Genomic DNA, 24,881 nt, shown 5'->3' with positions numbered 1-24,881 from the left:
ATCGTCTGGCGGCGATATGATCGTTGTATGGCGATGAATCAGCAGGGGTGCGCCCCCGGCACCGGCGCGGCCGAGGCCCTCTTCCGTAGCCTCTCCGACGGGACCCGATTGGCGATCGTGCGTCGGTTGGCCGAAGGGGAGGCCCGCGTCTCCGACCTGGTCGAGCGGCTGGGGTCGGCCCAGTCCACGATCTCCGCGCATGTGGCCTGTCTGCGCGACTGCGGTCTGGTGGAGGGGCGACCCGAGGGGCGTCAGGTGTTCTACCGGCTGGCCCGGCCCGAGCTCCTCGACCTGCTGGCCTCGGCCGAGCGTCTGTTGGAGGCCACGGGCGAGGCCGTCGCGCTGTGCCCGGAGTACGGGGTGGCGACCGTTCATGAGTGACACCTGTGGTTGCTCGTCCGATCGTCCGGAGGAGGCCGGCGGTACGGAGTCGGGTCCGAGCACGCTGTGGGGTGTGCGGGAGATCCGTTTCGCGGCGGTGGCGCTGATCCCCTTGGCCGCCGGTCACACCGGGTCGTGGCTGGGGGTTCCCGACACGATCGTCCACGTTCTGTGGGCTCTGGCGTTGGTGGTGGCCGGGTGGACCTTCGTGCCGGGAACGTTGCGCCGTTTGTTCCGTTCGGGTCCGTTCCGGGATCGGATCGGGGTGGGCACCCTGATGACGATCGCGGCGGTCGGCGCGGTCCTGTTGGGGGAGGTGGCCGAGGCCGCGCTCCTGGCGGTGTTGTACACGATCGCCGAGGGGCTGGAGGGCTACTCGGTGGCGCGTACCCGGCGGGGGTTGCGGGCGCTGTTGGATCTGGTGCCGGCGAGGGCGACCGTGCTCCGAGACGGTCGGGAGCGGGAGGTGGCGCCCGAGGAGCTGGTTCCCGGCGACACTCTGTTGATCCGTCCGGGGGAGCGGGTGGCCACCGACGGGGTGGTGGTGTCGGGGCATAGCGCCCTGGACGATTCCGCCGTCACGGGGGAGTCCATTCCGGCGGAGGTCGGTCCTGGCTCGGAGGTGTTCGCGGGGACGGTCAACGGCACCGGTGTCCTGGAGGTCGCGGTGAGCGCCGGGACCGAGGACAATTCGCTGGCCCGTGTGGTGCGGATCGTGGAGGTCGAGCAGGCCCGCAAGGGCGCGGGGCAGCGGTTGGCCGATCGGATCGCCCGCCCGTTGGTGCCGGGGGTGATGGTCGCGGCGGTGCTCATCGCGGTGCTCGGTGCCGCTCTGGGCGATCCGCTGGTGTGGGTCGAGCGTGCCCTGGTGGTGCTGGTGGCGGCCTCGCCGTGCGCGTTGGCGATCTCGGTGCCGGTGACGGTGGTCTCGGCCATCGGTGCTGCCACGCGCGGGGGTGCGCTGGTCAAGGGCGGCGCGGCTCTGGAGGCGCTCGGCGGGGTGCGGACGGTGGCGTTGGACAAGACGGGGACGTTGACCCGTAACCGGCCGGCGGTGGTCGAGGTGGTGCCGGTCGAGGGGCGTGGTCGTGACGAGGTGCTGGCGGTGGCGGCGGCCCTGGAGTCGCGCAGTGAGCATCCGTTGGCGGCGGCGATCCTGGCGGAGATCGGGGATCCGGTGCCGGCGCGGGACGTGACGGCGGTGCCGGGGGCCGGTCTGATCGGCCGTGCGGCCGATGGCGAGGTGGGGCTGCGGCTGGGGCGTCCGGGGTGGATCGAGGCCGGTCCGTTGGCCGATGCGGTGTCGCGGGCGCAGGAGGCCGGTGCCACGGTGGTGCTGGTGGAGGAGGACGGCTGTGTGATCGGGGCGGTCGCGGTTCGTGACGAGCCCAGACCCGAGGCGGGGCGGGCGGTGGCGGCGTTGCGCGCGGCCGGTCATCGGGTGGCGATGCTGACCGGTGACAACCGGGCCACGGCGCTCGCGGTGGCCGAACGGGTCGGGATCGATGCCGAGGAGGTGTACGCGGAGCTGCGTCCGGAGGACAAGGCCCGTGTGGTGTCCGAGCTCGGTGGGCGCGGCCCGGTGGCGATGGTGGGTGACGGGGTCAACGACGCTCCGGCGCTGGCCCGCGCGGACGTGGGGATCGCGATGGGGGCGATGGGCACCGATGTGGCGGTGGAGACGGCCGATGTGGCGTTGATGGGGGAGGACCTGCGGCATCTGCCCCAGGTGTTGGCGCACGCCCGTCGTGCGCGGGTGATCATGTGGCAGAGCGTAGGGGTGTCGCTGGCGATCATCGCGGTGCTGATGCCGTTGGCGCTGTTCGGGGTGTTGGGGTTGGCCGCGGTGGTGTTGGTGCACGAGGTGGCCGAGGTGGTCGTGGTGGCCAACGGGGTGCGGGCGGGGCGTTCGCGCGCGGTGACCGAGGTGCTGGACGCGGAGGGGGCGGAGTGGCCGGTGGAGTCGGTCGGTGCGCGTTGAGGAACGGGTGTTTTCTCGAGGTCGGGCCATGCGATCTGTTTCGGCGCGGCGGTTCGGTGGGTGGGGCCGGACGGGGGTAGGCACGAGGTGTGGGCTTACGTACGGGAGGCTTACGCCGGGGGTCGGGTTCTCGGGGCGAGGGGTGGACACCGCTCGCCCCTGGAGGGTGTGCGTGGACGGCCGGGTCCGCGCTCGAGTACGGGAGCGCTCCCCGTTCAGGGGCGGCGGTGGCCCAGGGCCCGCAGCAGGTAGGGCAGGAGCCGGGTCGCGATGTCCCGCCCCGGAGCGGGGGTGTCGGCCTCCCCCTCGGGTACGAGGAAGGTGTGGCTGACCATGGGGCCGATCACCATCTCCGCGACCACCAGCGGATCCTCCACCGGGGGGATCTCGCCGCGTGCCACGGCGCGTTCCAGGAGGGCGAAGACCCTGTCCTGGAGGGGGAGGACGAAGGCGTCGAAGAGGACGTCGGCCAGGGCGCGGTTGTGCGCGGCCTCGCCCAGGACCGCTCGCAGCAGTCGGCCGGAGGGGCCTTCCAGGGCGAGGGCCTTGTCGTGGAGCAGTGCCCCCAGGTCCTCTTCGAGGGAGCCTGTGTCGTGGTCGGGGCCCAGGTTCTCGGCCCAGGCCTGGGCGGCGCCCACGACCAGGTCCTGTTTGGAGCGCCAGCGTCGGTAGAGGGTCGCCGTGGAGACCCCGGCCCGTTTGGCCACGGAGGCGGTGGTCAGTCCGCTGTAGCCGTGTCGTTGGAGTTCGGCGAGTGTGGCGTCCATCAGCGCGCGGTCCCGGCTGGCGTCGCGGGGTCGTCCTCGTGGAGAGAGCTGTGCGGAGGCGGCCGGCAGATGGGTCGTCATGGGGATAATTCTAGGCGCGTTCCTATTGGAAACGAAACGTTTTCGTTTACTATCTGAGTCATGGCTACGACCGAAACCCCTCGAGAACCGTTGACCACGACCGTCGACATCCCCGAGACCGTCGCCCGACTGCGCGGGACCTTCGCCTCGGGTCGGACCAAGCCGCTCGCCTGGCGTCGCGCTCAGCTGCGGGCCCTGCGCCGCATGCTCGTCGAGGAACGCCCCACCCTGGAGAAGGTGCTCCAGGACGACCTGGGCAAGAGCCCGTTGGAGGCGCACACCACCGAGATCGGTTTCGTCATCAACGAGATCGACCACACCCTCAAGCACCTGGCCTCGTGGCTGCGGCCCGAGCGGGTCTCGGTGCCCATGGCCCTGGCGCCGGCCCGGGCCCGCCGTGTCCGCGAACCGCTGGGCACGGTGCTGGTCATCAGCCCGTGGAACTATCCGGTGAACCTGGCGCTGGCGCCGATGGTCGGCGCCCTGGCGGCCGGCAACAGCGTGCTGCTCAAGCCCAGCGAGCTGGCCCCGGCCACCTCCAACGCGCTGGCCGACCTCCTCCCGCGCTACCTGGACACCGAGGCGGTCGCCGTGGTCGAGGGCGGTGTGCCCGAGAGCACCGCGCTGTTGGCCGAGCGTTTCGACCACATCTTCTACACCGGTAACTCGACGGTGGCGCGGATCGTGATGGCGGCCGCGGTCGAACACCTGACCCCCGTCACGCTGGAGCTGGGCGGCAAGAGCCCGGCGATCGTGGAGCCCGGGGTGGATCTGGCGACGGTGGCGCGCCGGCTGGCCTGGGGCAAGTTCACCAACGCCGGTCAGACGTGTGTGGCCCCCGACTACGTGCTGGCCATCGGGGACACCGCGGCCGGTCTCCAGCGTGAGCTGGGCGCGGCCATCACCGAGATGTTCGGTTCCGACCCTCGTAAGAGCCCCGACTACGGGCGGGTCGTCAACGAGCGCCACTTCGACCGGCTCACCGCGTTGATGGACAGCGGTGAGGTGGTCGTGGGCGGTTCCAGCGATCGCGCGGACCTCTACATCGCGCCCACCGTACTGGGCGGGGTGTCTCCCGACAGCCCGGTGATGGCCGAGGAGATCTTCGGTCCGATCCTGCCGATCATCGAGGTCGCCGACCTGGACGAGGCGATCGCCTACGTCAACGACCACGAGAAGCCGCTGGCGTTGTACGGGTTCACCGACTCCGACGTCACCAAGCGGCGGTTGACCACCGAGACCTCGTCGGGCGCGGTCGGCTTCGGTCTGCCGATCGCCCACCTGGCCGTGCCGGACCTGCCCTTCGGCGGGGTGGGGGAGAGCGGTATGGGCGCCTATCACGGCAAGGCGTCCATCGACGTCTTCTCCCACACCAAGTCGGTGCTGGACAAGTCGTTGGTGATGGACACCATGCGGGTGGCCTACGCGCCCATCACCCAGCTCAAGGAGAAGATCCTGCGCCGGATGCTCTGAGGCGGCGTCGAGGAGGGGTCCGGCCCGGATGCGGGTCGGGCCCCTTCCTTCGTGCCCGGGGTCAGTCCTGGGAGCGGGCGTCGGTGTAGGCGGTGCCCTGGTCGAGGTCGTCGCCCATCAGTTCGGAGACGGTGACGAAGGTGTAGCCCTCGTCGGTCAGCCTGTCCAGGACGGCGGGGATGGCGTCGACGGTGGTCTGGTGGATGTCGTGGAAGAGCACGATGCTGCCCTCGCCGGAGTCGCGGTCGGCGATGTCCAGGATCGTTCCGGGGTCGCGGTTCTTCCAGTCCTCGGTGTCCACGTCCCACAGGATGAGGGGGCGGTCGGCGGCCTCGCGGACGGTGTCGTCGACGGCGCCGTAGGGCGGGCGCAGGGTGGCGGGGGTCTGACCGGTGACGTCCTCGATGGCCTTGTCGGTGCGTTCGAGGTCCTTCTCGATCTCCTCGCCGGACAGTGTGGTCAGGTCGTCGTGCCGCCAGGAGTGGCTGCCGACCTCGTGTCCGGTCTTGACCATGCGCTCGACCTCGTTGGGGTGGTCGGCCACGTTGGAGCCCAGGAGGTAGAAGGTGGCCCGGGCGTCGTGCGCGTCGAGCATGTCCAGAAGTCGCCCGGTGTACTCACCGGGCCCGTCGTCGAAGGTCAGCGCCACGCACTTGACCTCGTCGCAGTCGGGTGTGACGTCTTCCGGCGCGGCACCGGCGGGGACGGTGGTCAGGGCGAGCAGACCGGTGGTGGCCATGAGCCCACCGACGGCGGCCTTACGCATCACAGAGGTAACGTTCACGCATCGAAATGTACGTGAATGTTTTCGTGGTGACAACGTGGGGGTCCCCTTGGGACGTGCCGAGTGAGTAAGGCCTCTTCTTCCAGGTGAGGGCGGTTTCGGTCCGCTTCCTCGGCCATGTCGGGGATCCGGGGCGATCACCGCCTCCGAGGCGTTCGGACATGAAGGGAGGGCCGGAGCGCGCCCTCGCGCCCCGGCCCTCATGTACGGATGTCACTCGAGTCGGGCGTCGGTGTAGGCCTCCCCCTCGGAGAGCTGTCCGTCCGCGAACAGGTTCTCCACCGACACGAAGTGGTAGCCCTGGGAATGCAGTTCCTTCAGGATGTCGGGGATGGCGTCGACGGTGCTCTTGTGGATGTCGTGGAAGAGCACCACGCTGCCCGTATCGACCTCGGAGACGGCGTGATCGATGATCGCGTCGGTGTCGCGGCTCTGCCAGTCCATGGTGTCCACGTCCCACAGGATGATCGGCTGTCCCAGGGCGTCGCTCACGGTGCTGTTGTGCGAGCCGTAGGGCGGACGCATGGTGCGCGGAGCCTTCCCGGTGGCCTTCTCGATGGCCTCGGAGGTGCGCTCCATGTCCTCGCGGACGCCGTCGCCGGACAGCGAGGTCAGGTCGTCGTGCTTCCAGGTGTGGCTGCCGACCTCGTGGCCCTCGGCGGCGGTGCGTTCCGCGATCTCGGGGAACTCCTCCACCAGGGAGCCCAGCACGTAGAAGGTGGCCTGGGCGTCGTACTCGGCGAGCGTGTCGAGGAGTTCCTCGGTGTACTCGCCGGGTCCGTCGTCGAAGGTCAGCGCCACGCACTTGGCCTCGGCGCAGTCCAGGGTGCGGCCCTCGGTGTCACCGGTGGTCTCGGCGACTCGTTCGGCGGGCACGGAGTTGCCGTTGACGGCGGCGTCGCGGGCCCGATAGCCGAGCTCGGAGAGCGATTCCTCGGTCTCCTCCGCCTCGATCGGGATCAGCGCCTCCTCGGCCCGGCCCGTCCCCGGGATCTGGGCCGGGTCCATGCGGACGGCCAGGCCGCCCGCCGTGCTGAAGGCCAGGTCGGCCAGAGGTGAGGCGGACCAGCGTTCGGCCGCCTCCATGGCCTGTTCCGGATCGGTCAGGTCGGCGTCGCCCAGAGGCAGTTCGCCCTCGCCCGGGCCTTCCCCCTCCTCGGGGTCGGTCGCCGGGTCCGAGGCCGCGGCCGGGACGAGTTCGCCGTCGGACTCCTCGGCCTTGGCGGAGACCTCGCCCACCAGGCCGGGCAACTGTTCGGGGGCCATGTCGTAGTCCTCGCGCAGGACGTCGGCCAGGGCCAGGTGGGCCTGGGCCAGGGCCTGTTCGTCGTGGAAGAGCGAGGTCCAGGGCATGACCTGTTCGGTTCGGGCGTCGTACCACAGGGTGGACGATCCGGGTCGGTCGGAGGCCTTGGTGGAGTCGGTGACGCTCATGCGCACACCCACCACGTCGTCGGAGGCGGCCAGCAGGCTCGTCGTCTGGACGAGCTCGGGGGCGCCCCGGTCGGGCAGGTTCTCCAGGAAGGCGGTCTGCCGCTCGGCCATGGCGGTGCGCACGTAGGCGGAGAGCGGATGGGACTCGCCCAGGATCGGATAGCTGTAGGAGACCGTACTGTCCTCGGACTCCACGGACACGGTGCGCGTGTTCAGGCCACCCAGGTCCTCGGGGGCGAATTGGATCGCCTCCGCGTAGGGCATCGAGGTGTCCGCGGCGTGGCACCCGGGGACCAGGAGCATCCCCAGGGCGACACCGACGGTGACGTTTCGTCGCAGAGAGATGACAGACACGTGGGGACCATATCGGAGGTGGGGCCGCAAAGCCGCACCTCAGAGCGACGAGTCGACCTCGCAGCGTGAATGAATGTCCGTTCGTTGACGAAAAAGTGCGATTTGTTCTTCGGTGCGCGCTCGGGCGTGTCCCCCGGCCGACGAAAACCCGGCCACCAGGTCGCTCTCGGAAGGGAACGGAGCGACCCGGGGCCGGGCGAAGGACGAAAGGGCTCAGATCAGGGCCGCGGCGACGATGGCGCGTGTCTGCTCCACCACGTCGACGTGCTCCTCCGGACGCGTGGTCTTGGGCAGGTGCACGTGCCCCGAACGGGCACGGGAACCGAGCCGGTCCCGCAGCAGGGTGTTGCGGTAGGCGATCTCGTTGGACAGGTAGTCGCCCCCGCCGCCGCTCCGGGCGGACGAACCCTCGCTCGGTCCCTCCGGGCGCGTCACGGGTTCGGCGCCACCGGCGGGGACCTCGACGACCTCGGTGTTGGCCACCACCCGATAGGGGCCCTCCACCGCGGCCACGATCTCCTCGACCGGCAGGGACGTACGCGTCCACTCCGGCCCGGGCCCCTCGGAGACCGGTACGGGCTCGGTGCGGGTCTGCCCCAGGTTGTCGGTGCCGCCACCGCGCCAGGCGCCGTTGAACACCTCCAGGTCGAAGCGGTCCGGTCGGCCCCGGCTCAGGGTGATGACGGCGTCGGCCACCCCGTGCGGGGGAGCCAGCGCCTCCTCCACCATCCCCTCCTCGAAGTCCGACCAGCGCACCGGGAACAGGGCCGAACGCACCAGCGCGGTGCGCTCGCCCATGGGGAAGGTCAGACCGTCCAGGGCCAGGGCCACCGCCCCCGACGGGTTGGAACACTCGGGGTCCCCGTCCAGATGGAAGGGGTCGAAACCGGTCACCACCACCCGGACCCAGCGGTCGCCGGGCGGAAAGTCCAGCTCGGTGATGCCTCGGGAGGCGGTCTCCAACAGGCGTGCGAGCTCGGCGCGCCGTTCGGCCTCCAACGGGAAGGAGGGCGACCAGGAGCGTAGTCGGGCCGCCAGGGTCAGGCGGGCCCAGTACAGCGGACGGTCGTCGACCGGACCGCCGTCCTCACGGACCGCCTCGGTCCACAGGCGTGAGGCGTGCGAGGCGACCACCTCCCGCGCGCGCTCGAAGGAGTCGGCGTCGCGCAGGTCGGCGGTGAACAGGGGCGCGGCGGCGCCGAAACCGGAACGTTCCAGGATCCGGAGGGGAGCGGGGAGGAGGGCACGGTTCTCTTCGGGGGTGGTGTCGTGGTGCACGGGCCAGCTGTCTGGGTCGGGGACGGGCCCGCAGAGTCTAACGTTCGTCGGTGACGAACGGGCCGGAACTCCGACGGGGAAGGCGAATCCGAACGCCGGGGGTGGACCCCGGAGCGGGGACTTGGCAAGGTGAGGGGTGACCATCGTCCCTCTCAACGGAGAGAGAACACACATGCCGAATGGTGCTCTTCCCGACACGCGGTCCCTCGCCGAACGCGCGCGGATCGCTCTGGAACGCTGCGGTACGACCGGGCTGCCCGAAGCCGTCGGGGCGCCGGGGCGGGCCCGCACGCCGATCACCGGCCAGGACCTGTTCCCCCTGGAGTTCGCCACCCCGGTCGAGGCCGAGAACGCGGTGGCCGCGGCGCACGCCGCCTTCACCTCCACCTGGCGCGACACCCCCGCGCCCGAGCGGGGCAGGCTGGTGCACCGACTGGGCGAGCTCCTGCGCGAGCACAAGGCGGACCTGGCCGAACTGGTGACCATCGAGGCGGGCAAGATCCGCTCCGAGGCGCTGGGCGAGGTCCAGGAGATGATCGATATCTGCGACTTCGCCGTCGGACTGTCGCGTCAGCTGTACGGGCGCACCATGCCCTCGGAGCGGCCCGGACACCGCCTGATGGAGACCTGGCACCCGCTGGGGGTCGTCGGGGTCATCACCGCCTTCAACTTCCCGGTGGCGGTGTGGTCGTGGAACACCTGCGTGGCGCTGGTATGCGGCGACACGGTGGTGTGGAAGCCCTCGGAGACGACCTCGCTGACCGCGCTGGGCTGTCACGGTCTCCTGATGCGCGCGGCGGCCGACGTGGGCGCCCCCGCCGACGTGCACCGGGTGGTGCTGGGCGGGGCCGACATCGGCCGGACCCTGGTGGACGACCCCCGGGTGGCGCTGGTCTCGGCGACCGGCTCCACGGCGATGGGGCGCGCGGTGGCGCCCCGGGTGGCCGCGCGGATGGGCCGCTACCTGCTGGAGTTGGGCGGTAACAACGCGGCGGTGGTGACCCCCTCGGCCGACGTCGACCTGGTGGTGCGCGGCAGCGTGTTCGCGGCCGCGGGGACGGCGGGGCAGCGGTGTACGACGCTGCGCCGGCTGATCGTGCACGAGGACGTGGTGGAGGAGGTCACCGAGCGCATCGTGAACGCCTACGAGCAGTTGGGCGGTCGGGTGGGAGATCCCTTCGAGGAGGACACCCTGGTGGGTCCGCTGGTCTCCGAGCGCGGCTACGAGGCGATGCGCGCCGCCCTGGAGCGGGCCCGCGCCGACGGCGGTCGGGTCCTGGTGGGCGGCGAGCGACGGCTGGAGAAGGACGCGGCCGAGGCCTTCTATGTGGAGCCCGCGGTGGTGCGCATGCCCGGGCAGGCCGAGGTGGTGCGGGAGGAGACCTTCGCGCCCATCCTCTACGTGATGACCTACCGCACCCTGGAGGAGGCGGTGGAGCTGCACAACGGGGTGCCGCAGGGGTTGTCGTCGGCGATCTTCACCCAGGACCAGGCCGAGGCCGAGCGGTTCCTGTCCTCGGCCGGATCGGACTGCGGGATCGTCAACGTCAACATCGGCACCTCGGGCGCCGAGATCGGCGGGGCCTTCGGTGGCGAGAAGGACACCGGCGGCGGCCGGGAGTCGGGTTCGGACTCGTGGAAGGCGTACATGAGGCGGGCGACCAACACCGTCAACTACGGCGGTGAGCTGCCGCTCGCCCAGGGGGTGCGCTTCCTGTAGCGGAGCGGCGTCGGGCCCGCGCCCCGGGGCGCGGGCCCTCGTGGCCGCGGTGCGCCTAGAAAAGTCGTGCCCAACACTGTTATGCACAACCTTTTCTCTGTTACGGTGGCTCCGACCACCGCGGCGCATACGGGGGAGGGCCCATGGCCGGTACCGACGAGGGAGATCCCCTCCACCTGGACCAGCAGCTCTGCTTCGCCCTCTACACCGCCTCCCGGGCCCTGACCGGGCTCTATCGGGAGATCCTGACCGACCTGGGGCTCACCTACCCGCAGTACCTGGTGATGCTGGTGCTGTGGGAACACGATCCCCTGCCGGTCAAGGAGCTGGGACGGGCGCTGAGCCTGGACACCGGCACACTCTCCCCCCTCCTGCGCCGTATGGAGGGCGCCGGTCTGTTGACGCGCAGTCGCGGCTCCGAGGACGAACGTGTCGTGCACGTCGCCCTCACCGACGAGGGCGCGCGTCTGCGCGAGCGCGCGCGGGACATTCCCCATCGGGTCCTGTGCGCCACCGGTCTTCCCCGAGACCGGGTCGAGGACCTGCGCTCCCTCCTGGATCAGGTCACCCGTTCGGTGACCGGGGACACCGACGACCCCACCCCACTCACCCGGGACCCGGCCGACCGCCGGGACCCATAGAGAGGCAACCATGGCTTTCCAGAAGCTCTACACCGCCAACGCCACCGTCACCGGTGAAGGCCGCAAGGGCAGCGGCAAGACCGACGACGGCCGTCTGTCGGTCGACCTGTCCGTCCCCAAGGGCCTGGGCGGCGACGACGGCCCCGGCACCAACCCCGAGCAGCTCTTCGCCGTCGGCTACGGCGCCTGCTTCCACGGCGCGCTGAAGAAGGTCGCCGGCCTGAACAAGGTCGACGTGGCCGGTTCCAGCATCGACGCCGAGGTCACCCTGGGCAAGGACGAGGGCATGGACCTGGTCGTCCACCTGACCGTCACCCTGCCCGGCCTGGAGCAGGACCAGGCCGAGAAGCTGGTCGAGTCCGCCCACCAGATGTGCCCCTACTCCCGCGCCACCCGCGGCAACATCGAGGTCGGCCTCACCGTCAAGACCGCCTGAGTCGGGATCCGATCCCCGATGGGGGCGGCGCGCACGATGCGCGCCGCCCCCATCGTCGTGTTCAGGAACGCGAGCGGGTGCGTACGGCCAGTGTCGCGCACAACAGGACGGCGGCCCCTCCCAGCACCACCCTGGGGGTCAGGGCCTCGCCCAGCAGCAGCGCCGCCCAGCCCACGGTCATCACCGGCTGGGTGAGCTGGATCTGGGCGACCCGGGCGGGCGGCCCGATGGCCAGCCCCCGGTACCAGGCGAAGAAGCCCAGGTACATGCTGACCACGGCCAGGTAGGCGAAGGCCGCCCACTGGGTGGGGGAGGCGGTGGGCGGCTCGTGGACCGCGGTCCACGCGGTCAGCGCGACCATCACCGGCGAGGCGAGCACCAGAGCCCAGGAGATGGTCTGCCAGGCACCCAGCTCACGGGAGAGCAGACCGCCTTCGGCGTAGCCCGCGGCGGCGGCCAGGACCGCGCCGAACAGGAGCGGGTCGAAGGCGAGGGCGCCGAGCGCGCCGCCTCCGGACAGGATGGAGAAGCCGAGCGCGGCCACCGCGCCCAGCGCGACCGTCCCCCAGAAGAGCGGCCCGGGCCGCTCCCGGGTGCGCAGGACGACCGCCGTGGCCGTCGCGGCGGGCAGTAGCGCGATCACCACGGCGCTGTGGGAGGCGCTGGTGGTGGTCAGCGCCAGAGAGGTCAGTACCGGAAAACCGATGACCACACCCGCCGATACCACGGCCACGCGGAGCCACTGTCGACCCCGGGGGAGGGCCTGCCGGGTCAGGGCCAGCGCGGCGGCGGCGAGCAGGGCCGCCACGACCGCGCGGCCGGCGCCGGCGAACAGAGGGGTCAGTCCCTCGTCGGCCACGGCCAGCCGCGTGAGCGGAACGGTCAGGGAGAAGGCCGCCACCCCGAGTAGACCCCAGCGGAGACCGCTCCCGAAAGAGGGTAGCGGTGGTGCGGTCGTGTGAGTAGCGCTATCGTTGACTCTCATGTCCAACGATAGCAGTGGCCGTATCGTGGCGGAATTGAGCGACTGGATCTCTCGGGCCGAACCGGGCGCGCGCCTGCCCTCCACCCGGGAACTGGTCGCCCGCCACGAGGCGAGCCCGGTCACCGTGCAAAAGGCCCTGCGCGCCCTCGTCGCCCAAGGGCTGGTGGAGAGCCGTCCCGGGGTGGGCAGCTTCGTCCGGGCCCGCCGCGCGACCCGCGTCCACGATCACCGATGGCAGACCTCCGCCCTGGGTGCCGCGCCCCGCGTGCCGGAGCCCTCCACCGCGCTGCGCCCCGCCCCCGAGGGGGCCATCGCACTGCACTCGGGCTACCCCGACCGGGAACTGCTCCCCGAACGGCTGGTACGCGCCGCCTTCGCCCGCGCGGCCCGGGGCGGCGCCGCGCTGGAGCGCCCCACGGCGGCCGGTGACGCCGAACTACGGGCCTGGTTCGCCGCCTCCCTGGCCGGATCCGCGCTCCACGGGATCGACCCGCCGACCTCGGAGGACGTGGTCGTCGTCCCCGGCAGCCAGAGCGGGATCAGCACCCTCTTCCGTGCCCTGGCCGGCCCCGGAGGGGCACTGGTGATGGACTCGCCCACCTACTGGGGCGCGATCAGGGCGGCCGCCTGGGCGGGGGTGCGCGTCGTCCCCGTGGCCGGGGGCGAACACGGACCCGACCCCGACGAGGTCGACCGGGCGCTGGCCCGCAGCGGGGCGCGCGCCTTCTACGCCCAACCGCTCTTCGCCAACCCGACCGGCACCTGTTGGTCGGTCGAGACGGCCGAACGGATCCTGGAGGTGGTACGCCGCCACGGTGTCTTCCTCATCGAGGACGATTGGGCCCACGACTTCGGGATCGAGGACGACCCCGTGCCGATGGCCGCCCGTGACGACGACGGGCACGTGATCCACCTGCGCTCGCTCACCAAGAGCGTGTCCCCGGCGGTGCGGGTGGCCGCGGTGATCGCCCGGGGCCCGGTGCGCGAACGCGTCCTGGTCAGCGCTCAGAGCGAGTCGATGTACGTCAGCGGAGCCCTCCAGGAGGTGGCGTTGGACGTGGTCACCCGACCGGCCTGGCGTACCCACCGCCAGGGACTGCGCCATCGCCTGGCCGAACGGCGCGACCTGCTGACCTCGGCCCTGGCCGAACACGCCCCCGCCCTGCGGGTGGAGACCCCGCCCCGGGGAGGGCTGAACCTGTGGGCGCGCCTGCCCGAGGGGGTCTCGCCGCTCCGGGCGGCCGAGGAGTGCGCGCGGGCGGGGGTCGTCGTGGCGCCGGGGGACGAATGGTTCCCCACCGAACCCACCGGCCCCTACCTGCGGCTCAACTACTCCGGTCCGCGCCCGGGCGACTTCGTCGAGGGGGCTCGCGTTATCGGCCGCGTGGTGGAGGGGCTAGGCGGATGACCCCTCGTCCCGGCCCTGACCACGCCGCGGGCGGGCCCGCAGATGGGCGCGTTCTCCCTGGGTGCCGAAGAGGCTGAGGATCTCCACCGGACGGTCGTCGGCGGTGCCGAACCAGTGCGGGGTGCGGGTGTCGAACTCGGCGGCCTCGCCGGGGGCGAGCACCAGATCGTGCTCGCCCAGGACCAGCCGCAGCCGCCCGTCCAGGACGTAGAGCCAGTCGTAGCCCTCGTGGCTCTGCGGATCGGGCACCTCGCGCCCGCCCCCGGGGGACAGCACCATCTTGAAGGCCTGGATACCGCCCGCGCGGCGGGTGAGCGGGATGACGGTCATGCCGTGCCGGTTCATGGGGCGCAGGTGCACGCGGGGATCGCCGGTGGGAGGGGCGTCCACGAGTTCGTCGAGGGTGACCCCGTAGGCCCGGGCCAGGGGGAGCAGGAGTTCCAGGGCGGGGCGCCGATCGCCGGTCTCCAGCCGGGAGAGGGTGCTCACCGAGATCCCGGTGCTCTCGGACAGGTCGGCCAGGGTGGTGCCACGTTGCAGCCGCAGCGCCCGCAGACGGGGGCCGACCGCGTCCAGCGCCTGATCCAGGTCGTGATCCATGCGTCCATGTTGCCATACCGGCAAGGAAAGTTGTCATTACGCCGGGGAGGGCGCACCGTGTTCGGTGGAGGTGGTCATATGAACACGAAGAACGAGGACGTCCACGAGGTACTGGTGGTCGGCGGGGGAGCCGCCGGCCTGAGCGGGGCGCTCACCCTGGCCCGGGCCCGACGCTCGGTCCTGGTGGTGGACGGCGGTGAACCTCGCAACGCCCCCGCGAGTGGGGTGCACGGCCTGCTGGGACTGGAGGGGATCCCCCCGACCGAACTCCTGGAACGCGGCCGTGCCGAGGTGCGCTCCTACGGAGGCGAGATCATCTCGGGCCGGGTCCGAAGCGTCGAGGGCGACGCCGAGAACGGCTTCCGGGCCGCCCTGGCCGACGGACGCGTGGTCCGCGCGCGCCGGATCCTGGTGGCCACCGGGCTCACCGACCGGCTCCCCGACGTGCCCGGACTGGCCGAACGCTGGGGCCGGGACGTGCTCCACTGCCCCTACTGCCACGGCTGGGAGGTACGTGACCTGCCCATCGGCGTCCTGGCCACGAGCCCGATGTCCACCCACCAGGCCTCGATGTTCGGCCAGTGGAGCCCGGACGTGATCTACTTCGCCGACGGCGGAGAGATCGCCCCCGAGCAGGCCCGCCGCCTGAACGCCCAGGGCATCAGGGTCGTGTCCGAGCCGGTCACCGCGATCGAGACGGTCGACGACGCCCTGGCGGGGGTACGACTGGACACGGGGGAACTCGTCGAACGCCGGGCGTTGGCCGTGGCCGCGAGGATGGAGGCACGCGTGGACTTCCTGGCACCGCTGGGCCTGAAGCCGGTCGACCACCCCTCGGGGATGGGCGACCACCTGCCCGCCGACGCCACCGGACGCACCGAGGCGGCCGGGGTCTGGGTGGCGGGTAACGCCACCGACCCCTCCGCGCAGGTCGGGGCCTCGGCCGCCGCCGGAACCCTGGCGGCCGCCCGGATCAACGCCGACCTGATCGAGGCCGACGTCGACCGGGCCCTGAACGGGGAGAGCAGGTCCTCGGCCTGAACCGGGGCACGAGGCAACGCCGGGCCGGTGACGTGCCGGAACCGGGATCGACACACCACAGGGGGAAGCACATGTCCGACACCTTCGGCCGGGACTATTGGGAGCGGCGCTACGAGGGTCACGAGCACGGCCACGGCACGCACCGGGGACCCAACCCGACGCTGGTCGAGACCGCGGGGGAGCTCGACCCCGGCACCGCCCTGGAGGCCGGCGCCGGCAGAGGCGAGGACGGTATCTGGCTGGCGCGACGCGGCTGGCGGGTCACGGCGGTCGACATCTCCGAGGCCGCCCTCGACCAGGCCGCCCAGAGCGCTCGGGACCTGGACCCCGAGGCGGCCGCACGGATCACCTGGGTGCGCGCCGACCTGACCGAATGGGCTCCGAGCGAGCCCGGTTTCACCCTGGTCAGCAGCCACTACGCCCACCCCACCGGCCGCTTCGAGAGACTGGTGGAACGCCTGGCCGCCAAGGTCGTTCCGGGCGGCACCCTGCTCATCGTGGGCCACGACACCTCCGAGGCCCACACCCACGCCGCCCCGCACGACCGACCGGCCCACGCCCACATGTCGGCGCCTCGGGTCGCGGCGGTCCTGGACCCCGCGGAATGGGACGTGCTGGAGGCCGACAGCCGCGAACGCGTCGTCACCCTCCCCGACGGCGGGCACAAGAGCATGCGCGACGCCGTCGTCCGCGCCCGCCGACACCGCTGAACCCGGCCCCGGACGACGAACGGGCCCTCCCGCACCAGAGCGGGAGGGCCCGTCGTCACGTCCACCGCGAGGATCAGGCGGCGGTGTCCAACAGCAGGAGGCGGTCCAGGATGTCCTGGAGGGTCACCAGACCCACCAGCTCCTCACCGTCCTCCACCAGGGCCAGGTGACTGCGGCTCTCCCGCATGATCCCCATGGCCGCGTACATCGGCGTGGCCGGGGCCAGCGTCAGCACCGGACGCATCAGGTCGGCGGCGGTGGTGCCCGCCGGCCCGATGAGCGCCTCGCGCACGTGGAGCACGCCCACCGGCCGCTCCTGCTCCATGACCACTAGACGCAGGTGCGTGGATTCGCGCGAGACCCGCTTGATCTCCTCCACGTCCGCGTCCGGGCCCACCCAGGCGATCTCCTCGCGTGGGGTGATGTGCGAGCTCAACGGTTGGGAGTTGACCTCCAGGGCGGTGGCCAACTGGTCACGACGCTCGGAGTCCAACGCACCGGCCTTGGCCGAGTGCTCGACCAGCTCCCGCACGTCCTCCGGGTTGTGGCCGCTCACCAGCTCGTCCACGGCCTGCACCCCGAACAGGTGCAGGACCCCGTTGGCCATGTTGTTGAGCATCACGATCACCGGGCGGGTCAGCCACATGAACGCCCGCATCGGGATCGCCAGCATGGTCGCCGACTTCTCCGGATGCGAGATCGCCCACGACTTGGGCGCCATCTCTCCCACGACCAGGTGCAGGAAGGTCACGATGATCAGGGAGAAGGTGAACGAGAGCACGTAGCCCACCGTGTCGGGAAGACCGCCGAACAGCGGCTCCAACATGTGGTGGAAGGCGGGCTTGGAGATCGCGCCCAGGGCCAGGGTGGCCAGGGTGATCCCCAACTGGGAACCGGCCAGCAACAGCGACAGGTCGCGGGCGCTCTTGAGAGCGGCCCGGGCCGAGGCGCTGGTGTGGGCGGCCTCCTCCAACCGGTAGCGGCGCGCCGCCACCAGGGCGAACTCGATCGCCACGAAGAACCCGCTCAACGCGATGAACAGGACGGTCAGCGCCATCGCCAACCAGATGTTCATGTCACTCATGCCCGCACCTCCCGCGCGCCCTCTCCGGCGACCTCGTGCAACCTGACCTCGACCGTGTGCGGCACGTGCCGCTGGACCGCGTTGACCGTCAGGGCCAACGTCATGTCCGGGTCCTCGTCATGGGCGCCGGCCGGCCGGGGCAGAGGCAGGTCGACCCGGTCGCCCACACGGGGCAGCCGGTGCAGCGCGTGGATGACCAGACCGCCTATGGTCTCGTAGTCGCCCTGAGGCAGGTCGTGGCCGATGAGCCGCTCGACCTCGTCGATGTGCAGGGCGCCGGGGACCAGATAGCCGTCGTCACCGCCGAGCGGGGCCGGAGCCTCCTCCTCGGGGGTGTGCTCGTCGGCGATCTCACCGACCAGCTCCTCGGCCAGATCCTCGGTGGTGATGACGCCGGCCAGGCCGCCGTACTCGTCGACGACGCACGCGAACTCCTCCGAGGCGTCGCGGAGCTGGTCCAGGACCCCGGGCAGCGGAAGCGAGGCCGGCACCATCACGGTGGGCCGGGCCACGTCGCGTACGAGTATCTCGGACAGGTCCCGATCGCCCAGGGCGAGCACGTCGCGCAGGCAGATCACGCCGACGATGTCGTCGACGCCGTCCCCCAGCACGGGGAAACGGGAGTGGTCGGAGGCCATCAGCTCCACGACCCGGCTGACCGGATCGCCCTCCTCCACGGTGGTGACCTCCGGACGCGGGATCATCGCGTGACCGGCGGTGCGCTCGTGGAAGTCCAGGGTGCGATCCAACAGGGTCGACACCTCGGCCGGAAGGTCGCCGCTCTCACGGGACTCGGCGATGATGCTCTCCAGGTCGCGCGGGGTGGCCGCGTGCTGGACGTCCTCGACCGGGGTGATCCGGACGAGCTTGAGCAGTCCGATGGCCGCCTGGTCGAACAGCCAGATGACCGGGCCGAACACCTTCAGGTAGATGCCGGTGGACAGGGCCAACCGGCGGGCCACCGGCTCGGGACGGGCGATGGCCAGGTTCTTGGCGAACAACTCGCCGAACACCATCTGGACGACGGTGGAGAACAGCAGGGCCAGGACCGTTCCGATCGCGAGGCCGGTGCCGAGGGGGACGCCCGCGCCCCCCAGGAGCTCGCCGACACCGTCACCGATCATCGGTTCGGCGATGTAGCCGACCAGGAGCGTGGTGACGGTGATGCCCAACTGGGCACCGGAGAGCATGAACGAGGTGCGGTTCGTGATGGACAGGGCCCGCTGGGCGCCGGTGTCACCGGCGGCGGCCCGTGCCTTGAGTCTGGAGCGGTCCACGGCCATGTAGCCGAATTCCTGGGCGACGAAATAGCCGGTCGCCATGGTGATCAAGAAGACCACCAACGCTCCGAAGGCGATACTGAGGACGGTGCTCATCGGGCACGCACCGCCTGTTCTCGCCCGTGGATCGGGTTTCTAGCCAGGTGCGCGCCCTTCCAAGAAGGGGGCTCGTCGGAGTCGGGGTCACAGCATCCACGAGGGATGCTGCCGGTACTTCGGGACGGGTCCACTGTTCCTCTCTCTGCGCCGTGGCGCTTGGGACTGATGTGCGGAATACGCGGTAATGGTCAAAAGGGTGACGTACGGGACGGAGAAAAGATTCCCCTCGGCCCGGTCACATCCCGACGGGGGCCTCTGCCTCGCCGTCGAAGGTGGTCCACTCGCGGCGCCGGGCCTCGGCCAGGGCGATGGCGGTGGCCACGGCCACGTTGAGGGAGCCGACCCGGCCGATCTGCGGAATGTAGGTGATCGCGTCGGCGCCGGCCAGCAGCGCGGGGGAGCAGCCGTGGTCCTCGGCGCCCACGGCCAGGCACACGTCGGGCTCCAGCGGGGCGGCGTGCAGGGGGACGGCGCCCTTGGCGAGTTCGACGGCCACGACCTTGTAGCCGTCGGCACGGGCGGCCTCGAGGGCCTGCGCGGTGGTCGAGACGCGCTCGTGCGCGATCTTGGCGGCGGTGCCCAGCGCGGTCTTACCGACCTTGGGGTCGTCGGGGTCGGCGCTGTTGCCGGTGAGCCAGAGACGGTCCACACCGAAGGTGGCGCAGGTGCGCAGGATGGAACCCAGGTTGTAGGGCTGGGTGACCGACTCGACCAACAGGGAAAGACGTCCCTCGGTCCGCCTGCGCCACTGGCGGTTCAGACGTTTGACGTCCGTGGGACGCAACTGCGTGCTCAACTGCGGTGTGTTCCTCGTGGGTCTGGGCCGGACGGTCCGGCCCTGGTCGGTACACACTACCGGCACCCCGTCGGGTGTGCACGCCCGACCCGGCGCGTTCGGGACCTCAGGCCCTTTCGTCGGGGGTCGCGGGGTGCACGGTCAACACCCGGAAACCGGCGCGCGAGGCCAGACGTTCGGTGGCGTGCCCCCGCGACTCCAACCATTTCTGGAGGGAGTCCGAACCCAGGTGACGCTGGACCACCAGGTGGGCGACCCCCGTGGGGGACAGGCGACCCAACCAGGTGAGCAGCAGGGAGTGCAGGACCTCCTTGCCCACCCGGATGGGCGGGTTGGACCACAGCACGTCGAAGGGGCCGAGAAGGTCTTCGGAGGTGGGGGCCGCGCCCTCGACCTCGCCCTGTTCGGGGGCCGGATCGCCCTCGGGGGTGATCACGGCGAAGCGGGCCCCGTCCAGGCCGTGCTCGGCGGCGTTGCGGCGGGCCAGCGCGACGGCGCGGGCGTTGACGTCGACCCCCAGCACGCGGGCTCCCGGCGCGCGCGAGGCCAGGGTCAGGGCGATGGGTCCGTAGCCGCAGCCCACGTCGAGCAGGGTGCCCTCGGGCGGCGGGGGCGGAACGCTCTCCAACAGGACGCGGGTGCCCAGATCGACCTTGTCGGGGGAGAACACCCCGCGGTCGGTGCGCAGGCGCAGGTGGAGATCGGGCAGCACCAGGTCGGCGGTGGAAGGCCGACTGGCGGAGCTCGGAGAGGAGTCGAAGTAGTGCTGGGCCACGCCGTGACGCTACCAGGGTCGGGGCCCGCGACGAGCCGGTAAAAACCTCTCATACCACGGGGAACGAAAGGGCCAACCGTTGGTGTGATCACCGTTTCGGGCGGAATGATGAGGATAGGCGAGGTTTGTGGGGGAACCGATGCGAGCAAAGGTAGGCGACCACCTGGTCGTCGAAAGCCCGAACGCCGACACCCACCGCCGGACCGCGGTGGTCACCGAGGTCAGGGGGCCCGAGGGGGCACCGCCCTACCAGGTGCGCTGGACCGATGGCGGCGTCGAACACCGGGACCTGATCTACCCGGGACCCGACGCGCACATCGAACACATACCGCACGCGAGGGGAGCCGAGTCCATGCAGACGATGAAGCGCTGGAACGTCGACGTGGTCGTCGCGGAGGAGAGCGAGGGCGACGCCGCCCGGACCTGGGCCGAAGTCGGGCTGATGGCCGACGACGGCACCGCGCTCCGGGGACACGGAATGGCCCGTAAGCACCCCACCGATCTGGACGTACCGGAGATCGGAGAGGAGCTCGCGGTCTCCCGCGCCCTGTCCGACCTGTCCCGACAACTGCGTCAGGTGGCGGCCGAGGACATCAACGACAACACCGGCACCCCGTGGCGTCCGATCTGAACGTGAACGCGACGGGCGGGGCGACCAGGGGCGCCGACCGCCGGGTCGACGCGATGTGAGCAGGCCCTCGGAGAGGTCCGAGGGCCTCTCGCTGTGCCGACGGGGCCGGGGTTCGCGGCCGCCGCGAGACCGGGTCCGGACACCGCGACCACGGGAGGCGGCCCCCGCGGGCCGATCGGATCGGGCACACTCGAAAAGTCGGATCATCGATCAAGGAGACCTTGTTGGCCACCTCTTCCGGACCGCAGGCCGAACCTGCCCGGGTGCTGGGTACCGTCGACGCGGCCGCCATCGGCGCCGCCGCGATGCTCGGCGCCGGGGTGTTCTCGGTCTTCGCACCGGCGGCACTGGGCGCCGGCGCCTGGCTTCCCGTCGCCATCGCCATCGCGGGCCTGGTCGCCTATTGCAACGCGATCTGCTCCGCGCGACTGGCCGCCCGCCACCCCGAGAGCGGCGGCACCTACGTCTACGGACGCGAACGCCTGGGCGACCTGTGGGGCTACCTCGCCGGTTGGGCGTTCGTCGTGGGAAAGATCGCCTCCTGCGCCGCCATGGCATTGACCTTCGCCGCCTACCTCCTCCCCGGCTGGGAGAGACCCGTGGCGGTGGCCCTGGTCCTGGTGCTGGCCGCCCTGAACTACCGAGGGGTGCGCAGATCCACCCTCGTCATCAAGATCCTGCTGGTGGCGGTCCTGGCCGTCCTGCTCGCCGTCCTGGCCGCGATGGTGTTCAGCGGCCGCCTGTCCGCGGTGGCCGAGGTCGACGGCATGGGCCCCTGGCCGGGATCCTTCGGTGTCCTCGGAGCGGCGGGGATGATCTTCTTCGCCTTCGCCGGCTACGCCAGGATCGCGACCCTGGGCGGCGAGGTACGCGACCCCAGGACCACCATCCCCCGCGCCATCACCCTGGCCCTGGGCGTGGTGCTCGCCCTCTACCTGGCGATCGGCACGAGCCTGCTGATCGTGCTGGGACGCGAGAGGCTGACCACCAGCGACGCCCCCCTGGTGGACGCGGTACGCGTGGCCGGGGTCCCCTTCCTGGTCCCGTTCGTGATCGCCGGCGCGGTCCTGGCCTGTGTGGGCGCGCTGCTGGCCCTGCTGCTGGGCGTCTCGCGCACGGTCGCCGCGATGGCCGCCGACGGGCACCTGCCCCGCCACCTGGCCCGCACCCACGAACGTTTCGGGGTGCCCCACCGCGCCGAGGTGGCGGTGGCCGTAGTGGTGATCGCCCTGGTGCTGGTCGGCGACCTGGGCGGTGTGATCGCCTTCTCCGCCTTCGGCGTGCTGGTCTACTACGCCATCGCCAACGCCTCGGCGCTGCGTCTGGGGCCCGAGGAGAACCGGCCGCCCCTCATCGCCCCGGTCGGGGGCCTGGTGGGGTGCGTGGTGCTGGCGTGCAGCCTGCCCCTGCCGGTGGTCATGCTCGGTGTTCTGGTCCTGGGGGCCGGCGCGGGGCTGTGGTGGCTGCGCCACCGCGCTCTGGCCTGAGCCGGGGCCGGGCCGAGGGTGATGCTCGACCCCGGGACGGCCCTCAGCGGCCGCGATGCTCGACGAGGAAGCCCAACCCGCGACGCGCGGTGGTGGACAGGTTCAGTTCCGCCAGCTCCTCGGGGGTGAACCACGCGCAGTCGGCGGTGGAGCCGTCCGGCTCGTTCACCCGCGGCTCGGTGGGCCGACCCACGTGTACATGGGAGAACACCCAGACCGCGTAGACGTCGGTGCCGCCCTCCGGGGTACGACGGTGACTGGTCACCTTGATGAGGTCTCCGACCACGCCGAACTGGCCGGTCTCCTCCAGCACCTCGCGCCGTAGCGCGGCCCGCACGTCCTCACCGGCGTCCACGCCCCCTCCGGGCAGATGCCAGGTGCCGGCGGCGGGATAGCCCTCGGCGATCCTGCTCAACAGGATCCGCCCGGAGGGGTCGGTGACGATGCCGTAGGAGGCGAAACGGCGCCTTCTCGGCGGGGCGTCGGCGTCCGGCTCGGGCTCTTCGTCCACGAGCCGCGACGCGGTCGGGGTGAGTCCCTCGGTGGGGACCACGTTCGGCCAGGAGGCCAGCAGATGGGGTCGGGAGTAGACGACGCGGTCCACGTGCAGGGCGCGGCTGTGGGACAGGCTCACGGTCTCGGTGAGCACGTCCACGGTCGCCAGCGGCTCCTCCGGGGACATCCCGCCCAGTTCGCGGGCGATCGCCTCGGGATCCTGACCGAAGAGCACCCGGGCGCCCGACAGGACCGGCCCCCGAGGTCCGTCGGTGATCAGGTGGACGGTGACCCGACGGGCCATCCAGTCGGCAGTGGTCACAGGGCCCCCACGGCCGAGGGGAGACCCAGAAGGCGCAGGAGGCCCTCCAGGTCCGGAATGGCCGTAACGCCCTCGATGGGGCTTCGGCCGGCGCGGTCGATGATGACCGGATGCATGCTCGCGGCGGTGGCCCCCACCCCGTCGGACTGGAGCTGGTCGCCCACGTGCCAGCAGGCGGTGGGGTCCACGCCCAGACGCTGGGCGGCGAACTGGAAGATGCGCGCGTCGGGCTTGCCGGCGCCGGCGGTGTCGGCGCAGACCACGGTGTGGAAGTAGCCCGTCAGTTCCAGGGCCTGGAGCTTGGCGTGCTGGAGCGCCTCGATGCCGTTGGTGACGATCGCCAGCCGGTACCCGGCCTGCCCCAGCGCGGCCAGGGTCGAGTGGGTGTCGGGGAAGACCTGCCAGGCGGTGCGCTGGACCTCCAGGTAGAGGCGGTAGAGCTCGTCGCAGTGCTGGTCGGCGAGCTCGTTGTGCCCGGCCTGGACGGCCAGGGCGCGGATGCGTTCGCGGCGCTGCTCGTCCAGGGACAGGTGTCCGCGAAGGTAGGCGCCGAAGGAGAGCTCGGTCTGGATGTCCCACAGGGCGCGGGCGGCGCCGAAGTCAGGGTGGCCGATGCGCTCCATGACCGCGCGCAGCCCCGCGGAGGAGGAGGCCGCGTCGTCGATGAGGGTGTCGTCCAGATCGAAAAGGATCGCAGTCGGAGAAGCGGGTGTGTTCGACATCGTTCCTCGATGTAAGTGGGCATGACAAAACATGCCAACGCTAACCGGTATCACCGGGTCAATTGGTGTAAACCCCACCTAAAAGGATGTGGTCAACATCACTTCGGGGGTGGTGGGGGTGGCTCTGATCAGGGAAGTCGCTGGAACCACAGCAGCGAGGTCAACGCGGTGGCCATGGACAGCACGATCGCGACCAGAACGAAACGCGTGACGATCTCCTCGTGCACGTACTCGGTCCCCAACGAGGAGCCGATGTCCTCATAGACCTCGTCCAGCTCGCTCTCGCTCTCGGCCTCGTAGAAGTGGCCACCGGTGTCCTGGGCCAACGCGCGCAACGCCTCCTTGTCGATGTCGGCCGGCACCTGGTAGCCGTCGATCTCGATCATCGCGGCCCCACTGCCGAACGCGATCGTCGACACCGGAACCTCGTCCTCGGCCGCCACCGACGACGCCTGCGCGATGTCCCGGCCGCTGGTGTTCTCACCATCGGAGAGCAGCACGATCGCCGCGGGAGGCGGATCCTCCTCCGCGTCCTCGTCGAAACCGCGAATGGACTCCAACGAGGCGAAGACACCCTCGCCGATGGCCGTACCCGGCCCCAACCGAAGGTTCTCGATCGACCCCATGACCGCCTCGTGGTCCTGGGTCGGAGGCGCCACCACCGTAGCGGTCGAGGAGAAGGACACCAAACCCACGTTGAACCGCTCCGGCAACGTCTCCACGAACCCGCGCGCCGACTCCTTGGCCGCCCGCAACCGGTCCGGCTCGATGTCGGTGGCCGCCATCGACAACGACACGTCCACCGCCACGATGATGGTCGCCCGCTCACGAGGGGCCTCCACCGGCATCGCCGGCACCGCCATCGCGGCGATCAACACCGCCGTCGTCCCCGCGAACAGCACCGCCGGGACGTGACGACGCACGTCCGGACGCTTCGGCGCCACCTGGTCCAACAACTCCAGGTTGGTGAACCGCACCGTGTACTCACGACGCTGCCGCTGGGCGAGGACGTAGGCGACCACCAGGAGCACGATGAGCAGCAGCCACCACAGCCGCTGCGGTTCCAGGAAGGTCATGACGGCCTCGCCTCCCCCATGGGCGTCGAATGCGCGGGGC

General features: G+C 71.1%; 24 protein-coding genes. 11 read left to right on the top strand and 13 right to left on the bottom strand.

Annotation, left to right across the window (positions count from 1 at the left end; all coding sequences use genetic code 11):
- Window positions 1–27: 27 nt before the first annotated feature.
- Window positions 28–381: an ArsR/SmtB family transcription factor gene (locus D451_RS0114575; protein WP_017534991.1), complete on the top strand. Its 354-nt coding sequence runs from the start codon at window positions 28–30 to the stop codon at window positions 379–381.
- Window positions 374–2,362, top strand: coding sequence for a heavy metal translocating P-type ATPase (locus D451_RS0114570; protein ID WP_017534990.1), 1,989 nt, complete (start codon window positions 374–376; stop codon window positions 2,360–2,362). Before D451_RS0114575 ends, D451_RS0114570 begins: the two co-directional genes overlap by 8 nt.
- Before the next feature lie 215 nt (window positions 2,363–2,577).
- Here the strand turns inward: D451_RS0114570 and D451_RS0114565 are convergent, their stop codons facing one another.
- On the bottom strand, window positions 2,578–3,129 hold the full coding sequence (locus D451_RS0114565; protein WP_017534989.1) for a TetR/AcrR family transcriptional regulator: 552 nt from the start codon (window positions 3,127–3,129) through the stop codon (window positions 2,578–2,580).
- Between the two features lie 141 nt (window positions 3,130–3,270).
- Between D451_RS0114565 and D451_RS0114560 the strand changes: the two genes are divergently transcribed.
- The gene (locus D451_RS0114560; protein WP_026125077.1) at window positions 3,271–4,683 is read left to right on the top strand and encodes an aldehyde dehydrogenase family protein; all 1,413 of its coding nucleotides are present in this window, start codon (window positions 3,271–3,273) and stop codon (window positions 4,681–4,683) included.
- A 61-nt stretch (window positions 4,684–4,744) separates the two neighbouring features.
- Here D451_RS0114560 and D451_RS0114555 read toward each other — a convergent pair whose 3' ends face one another.
- The 3 genes from D451_RS0114555 to D451_RS0114545 all read right to left on the bottom strand — a co-directional run bounded on the left by D451_RS0114555 (window position 4,745) and on the right by D451_RS0114545 (window position 8,533).
- On the bottom strand, window positions 4,745–5,449 hold the full coding sequence (locus D451_RS0114555; RefSeq protein ID WP_017534987.1) for a polysaccharide deacetylase family protein: 705 nt from the start codon (window positions 5,447–5,449) through the stop codon (window positions 4,745–4,747).
- Between the two features lie 231 nt (window positions 5,450–5,680).
- On the bottom strand, window positions 5,681–7,255 hold the full coding sequence (locus D451_RS0114550; protein ID WP_017534986.1) for a polysaccharide deacetylase family protein: 1,575 nt from the start codon (window positions 7,253–7,255) through the stop codon (window positions 5,681–5,683).
- 213 nt (window positions 7,256–7,468) lie between these two features.
- Window positions 7,469–8,533, bottom strand: coding sequence for a pyroglutamyl peptidase (locus D451_RS0114545; protein ID WP_017534985.1), 1,065 nt, complete (start codon window positions 8,531–8,533; stop codon window positions 7,469–7,471).
- Window positions 8,534–8,705: 172 nt separating this feature from the next.
- Here D451_RS0114545 and amaB point away from each other — a divergent pair, with 172 nt between their 5' ends.
- The 3 genes from amaB to D451_RS0114530 all read left to right on the top strand — a co-directional run bounded on the left by amaB (window position 8,706) and on the right by D451_RS0114530 (window position 11,330).
- Complete coding sequence (amaB, locus tag D451_RS0114540; RefSeq protein WP_014909522.1) at window positions 8,706–10,253, top strand: L-piperidine-6-carboxylate dehydrogenase; 1,548 nt, start codon at window positions 8,706–8,708, stop codon at window positions 10,251–10,253.
- Between the two features lie 143 nt (window positions 10,254–10,396).
- A complete protein-coding gene (locus D451_RS0114535) occupies window positions 10,397–10,894 on the top strand; it encodes a MarR family winged helix-turn-helix transcriptional regulator (RefSeq protein WP_014910754.1) in 498 nt (165 codons plus the stop codon).
- 10 nt (window positions 10,895–10,904) lie between these two features.
- Window positions 10,905–11,330: an organic hydroperoxide resistance protein gene (locus tag D451_RS0114530; RefSeq protein WP_014910250.1), complete on the top strand. Its 426-nt coding sequence runs from the start codon at window positions 10,905–10,907 to the stop codon at window positions 11,328–11,330.
- A 61-nt stretch (window positions 11,331–11,391) separates the two neighbouring features.
- Here the strand turns inward: D451_RS0114530 and D451_RS0114525 are convergent, their stop codons facing one another.
- Window positions 11,392–12,315 (bottom strand): DMT family transporter, encoded by a 924-nt coding sequence (locus D451_RS0114525; protein ID WP_081616079.1) that lies wholly within the window; start codon window positions 12,313–12,315, stop codon window positions 11,392–11,394.
- Here D451_RS0114525 and D451_RS0114520 point away from each other — a divergent pair.
- Window positions 12,314–13,723 (top strand): aminotransferase-like domain-containing protein, encoded by a 1,410-nt coding sequence (locus D451_RS0114520; RefSeq protein ID WP_036568110.1) that lies wholly within the window; start codon window positions 12,314–12,316, stop codon window positions 13,721–13,723. The two genes, D451_RS0114525 and D451_RS0114520, sit on opposite strands and share 2 nt — an antisense overlap.
- Here D451_RS0114520 and D451_RS0114515 read toward each other — a convergent pair.
- Entirely contained in the window at window positions 13,712–14,323 is a 612-nt protein-coding gene (locus D451_RS0114515) for a helix-turn-helix domain-containing protein (protein ID WP_017534982.1), read from the bottom strand. The genes D451_RS0114520 and D451_RS0114515 overlap by 12 nt on opposite strands.
- A 78-nt stretch (window positions 14,324–14,401) precedes the next feature.
- Between D451_RS0114515 and D451_RS0114510 the strand changes: the two genes are divergently transcribed.
- On the top strand, window positions 14,402–15,364 hold the full coding sequence (locus D451_RS0114510) for an NAD(P)/FAD-dependent oxidoreductase (protein WP_017534981.1): 963 nt from the start codon (window positions 14,402–14,404) through the stop codon (window positions 15,362–15,364).
- Between the two features lie 71 nt (window positions 15,365–15,435).
- Window positions 15,436–16,074: a class I SAM-dependent methyltransferase gene (locus D451_RS0114505; protein ID WP_014909311.1), complete on the top strand. Its 639-nt coding sequence runs from the start codon at window positions 15,436–15,438 to the stop codon at window positions 16,072–16,074.
- 73 nt (window positions 16,075–16,147) lie between these two features.
- Here the strand turns inward: D451_RS0114505 and D451_RS0114500 are convergent, their stop codons facing one another.
- From D451_RS0114500 to D451_RS0114485, 4 genes are all read right to left on the bottom strand, one after another.
- Window positions 16,148–17,158, bottom strand: a complete 1,011-nt coding sequence (locus D451_RS0114500; RefSeq protein WP_014909362.1) for a hemolysin family protein — start codon at window positions 17,156–17,158, stop codon at window positions 16,148–16,150.
- Entirely contained in the window at window positions 17,155–18,534 is a 1,380-nt protein-coding gene (locus D451_RS0114495) for a hemolysin family protein (RefSeq protein ID WP_014913572.1), read from the bottom strand. The genes D451_RS0114500 and D451_RS0114495 overlap by 4 nt, the downstream gene beginning before the upstream one ends.
- 238 nt (window positions 18,535–18,772) lie before the next feature.
- A complete protein-coding gene (locus D451_RS0114490) occupies window positions 18,773–19,333 on the bottom strand; it encodes a TrmH family RNA methyltransferase (RefSeq protein ID WP_187294495.1) in 561 nt (186 codons plus the stop codon).
- A gap of 106 nt (window positions 19,334–19,439) precedes the next feature.
- Window positions 19,440–20,108, bottom strand: a complete 669-nt coding sequence (locus D451_RS0114485; RefSeq protein WP_017534980.1) for a class I SAM-dependent methyltransferase — start codon at window positions 20,106–20,108, stop codon at window positions 19,440–19,442.
- A 139-nt stretch (window positions 20,109–20,247) separates the two neighbouring features.
- Between D451_RS0114485 and D451_RS27365 the strand changes: the two genes are divergently transcribed.
- Together D451_RS27365 and D451_RS0114475 are read left to right on the top strand one after the other, a co-directional pair.
- Window positions 20,248–20,739 carry a dsRBD fold-containing protein gene (locus D451_RS27365; RefSeq protein ID WP_081616083.1) on the top strand — a complete coding sequence of 164 codons (492 nt, stop codon included), beginning with the start codon at window positions 20,248–20,250 and terminating at the stop codon, window positions 20,737–20,739.
- 224 nt (window positions 20,740–20,963) lie between these two features.
- Window positions 20,964–22,226, top strand: coding sequence for an APC family permease (locus D451_RS0114475; protein ID WP_017534978.1), 1,263 nt, complete (start codon window positions 20,964–20,966; stop codon window positions 22,224–22,226).
- 43 nt (window positions 22,227–22,269) lie between these two features.
- On the opposite strand, the gene D451_RS0114470 is transcribed toward D451_RS0114475, so the two are convergent.
- From D451_RS0114470 to D451_RS0114460, 3 genes are all read right to left on the bottom strand, one after another.
- On the bottom strand, window positions 22,270–23,025 hold the full coding sequence (locus D451_RS0114470) for an NUDIX hydrolase (protein ID WP_014911362.1): 756 nt from the start codon (window positions 23,023–23,025) through the stop codon (window positions 22,270–22,272).
- Between the two features lie 14 nt (window positions 23,026–23,039).
- Window positions 23,040–23,765 (bottom strand): HAD family hydrolase, encoded by a 726-nt coding sequence (locus D451_RS0114465; protein ID WP_017534976.1) that lies wholly within the window; start codon window positions 23,763–23,765, stop codon window positions 23,040–23,042.
- Between the two features lie 128 nt (window positions 23,766–23,893).
- Complete coding sequence (locus D451_RS0114460; protein ID WP_017534975.1) at window positions 23,894–24,841, bottom strand: VWA domain-containing protein; 948 nt, start codon at window positions 24,839–24,841, stop codon at window positions 23,894–23,896.
- Window positions 24,842–24,881 lie beyond the last annotated feature (40 nt).

The sequence above is a fragment of the Nocardiopsis alba DSM 43377 genome, assembly GCF_000341225.1.
GTDB lineage: Bacteria > Actinomycetota > Actinomycetes > Streptosporangiales > Streptosporangiaceae > Nocardiopsis > Nocardiopsis alba.
The sequence above is the reverse complement of the archived record's forward strand: the minus strand, read 5'-3'. Positions and strand labels throughout refer to the sequence as shown.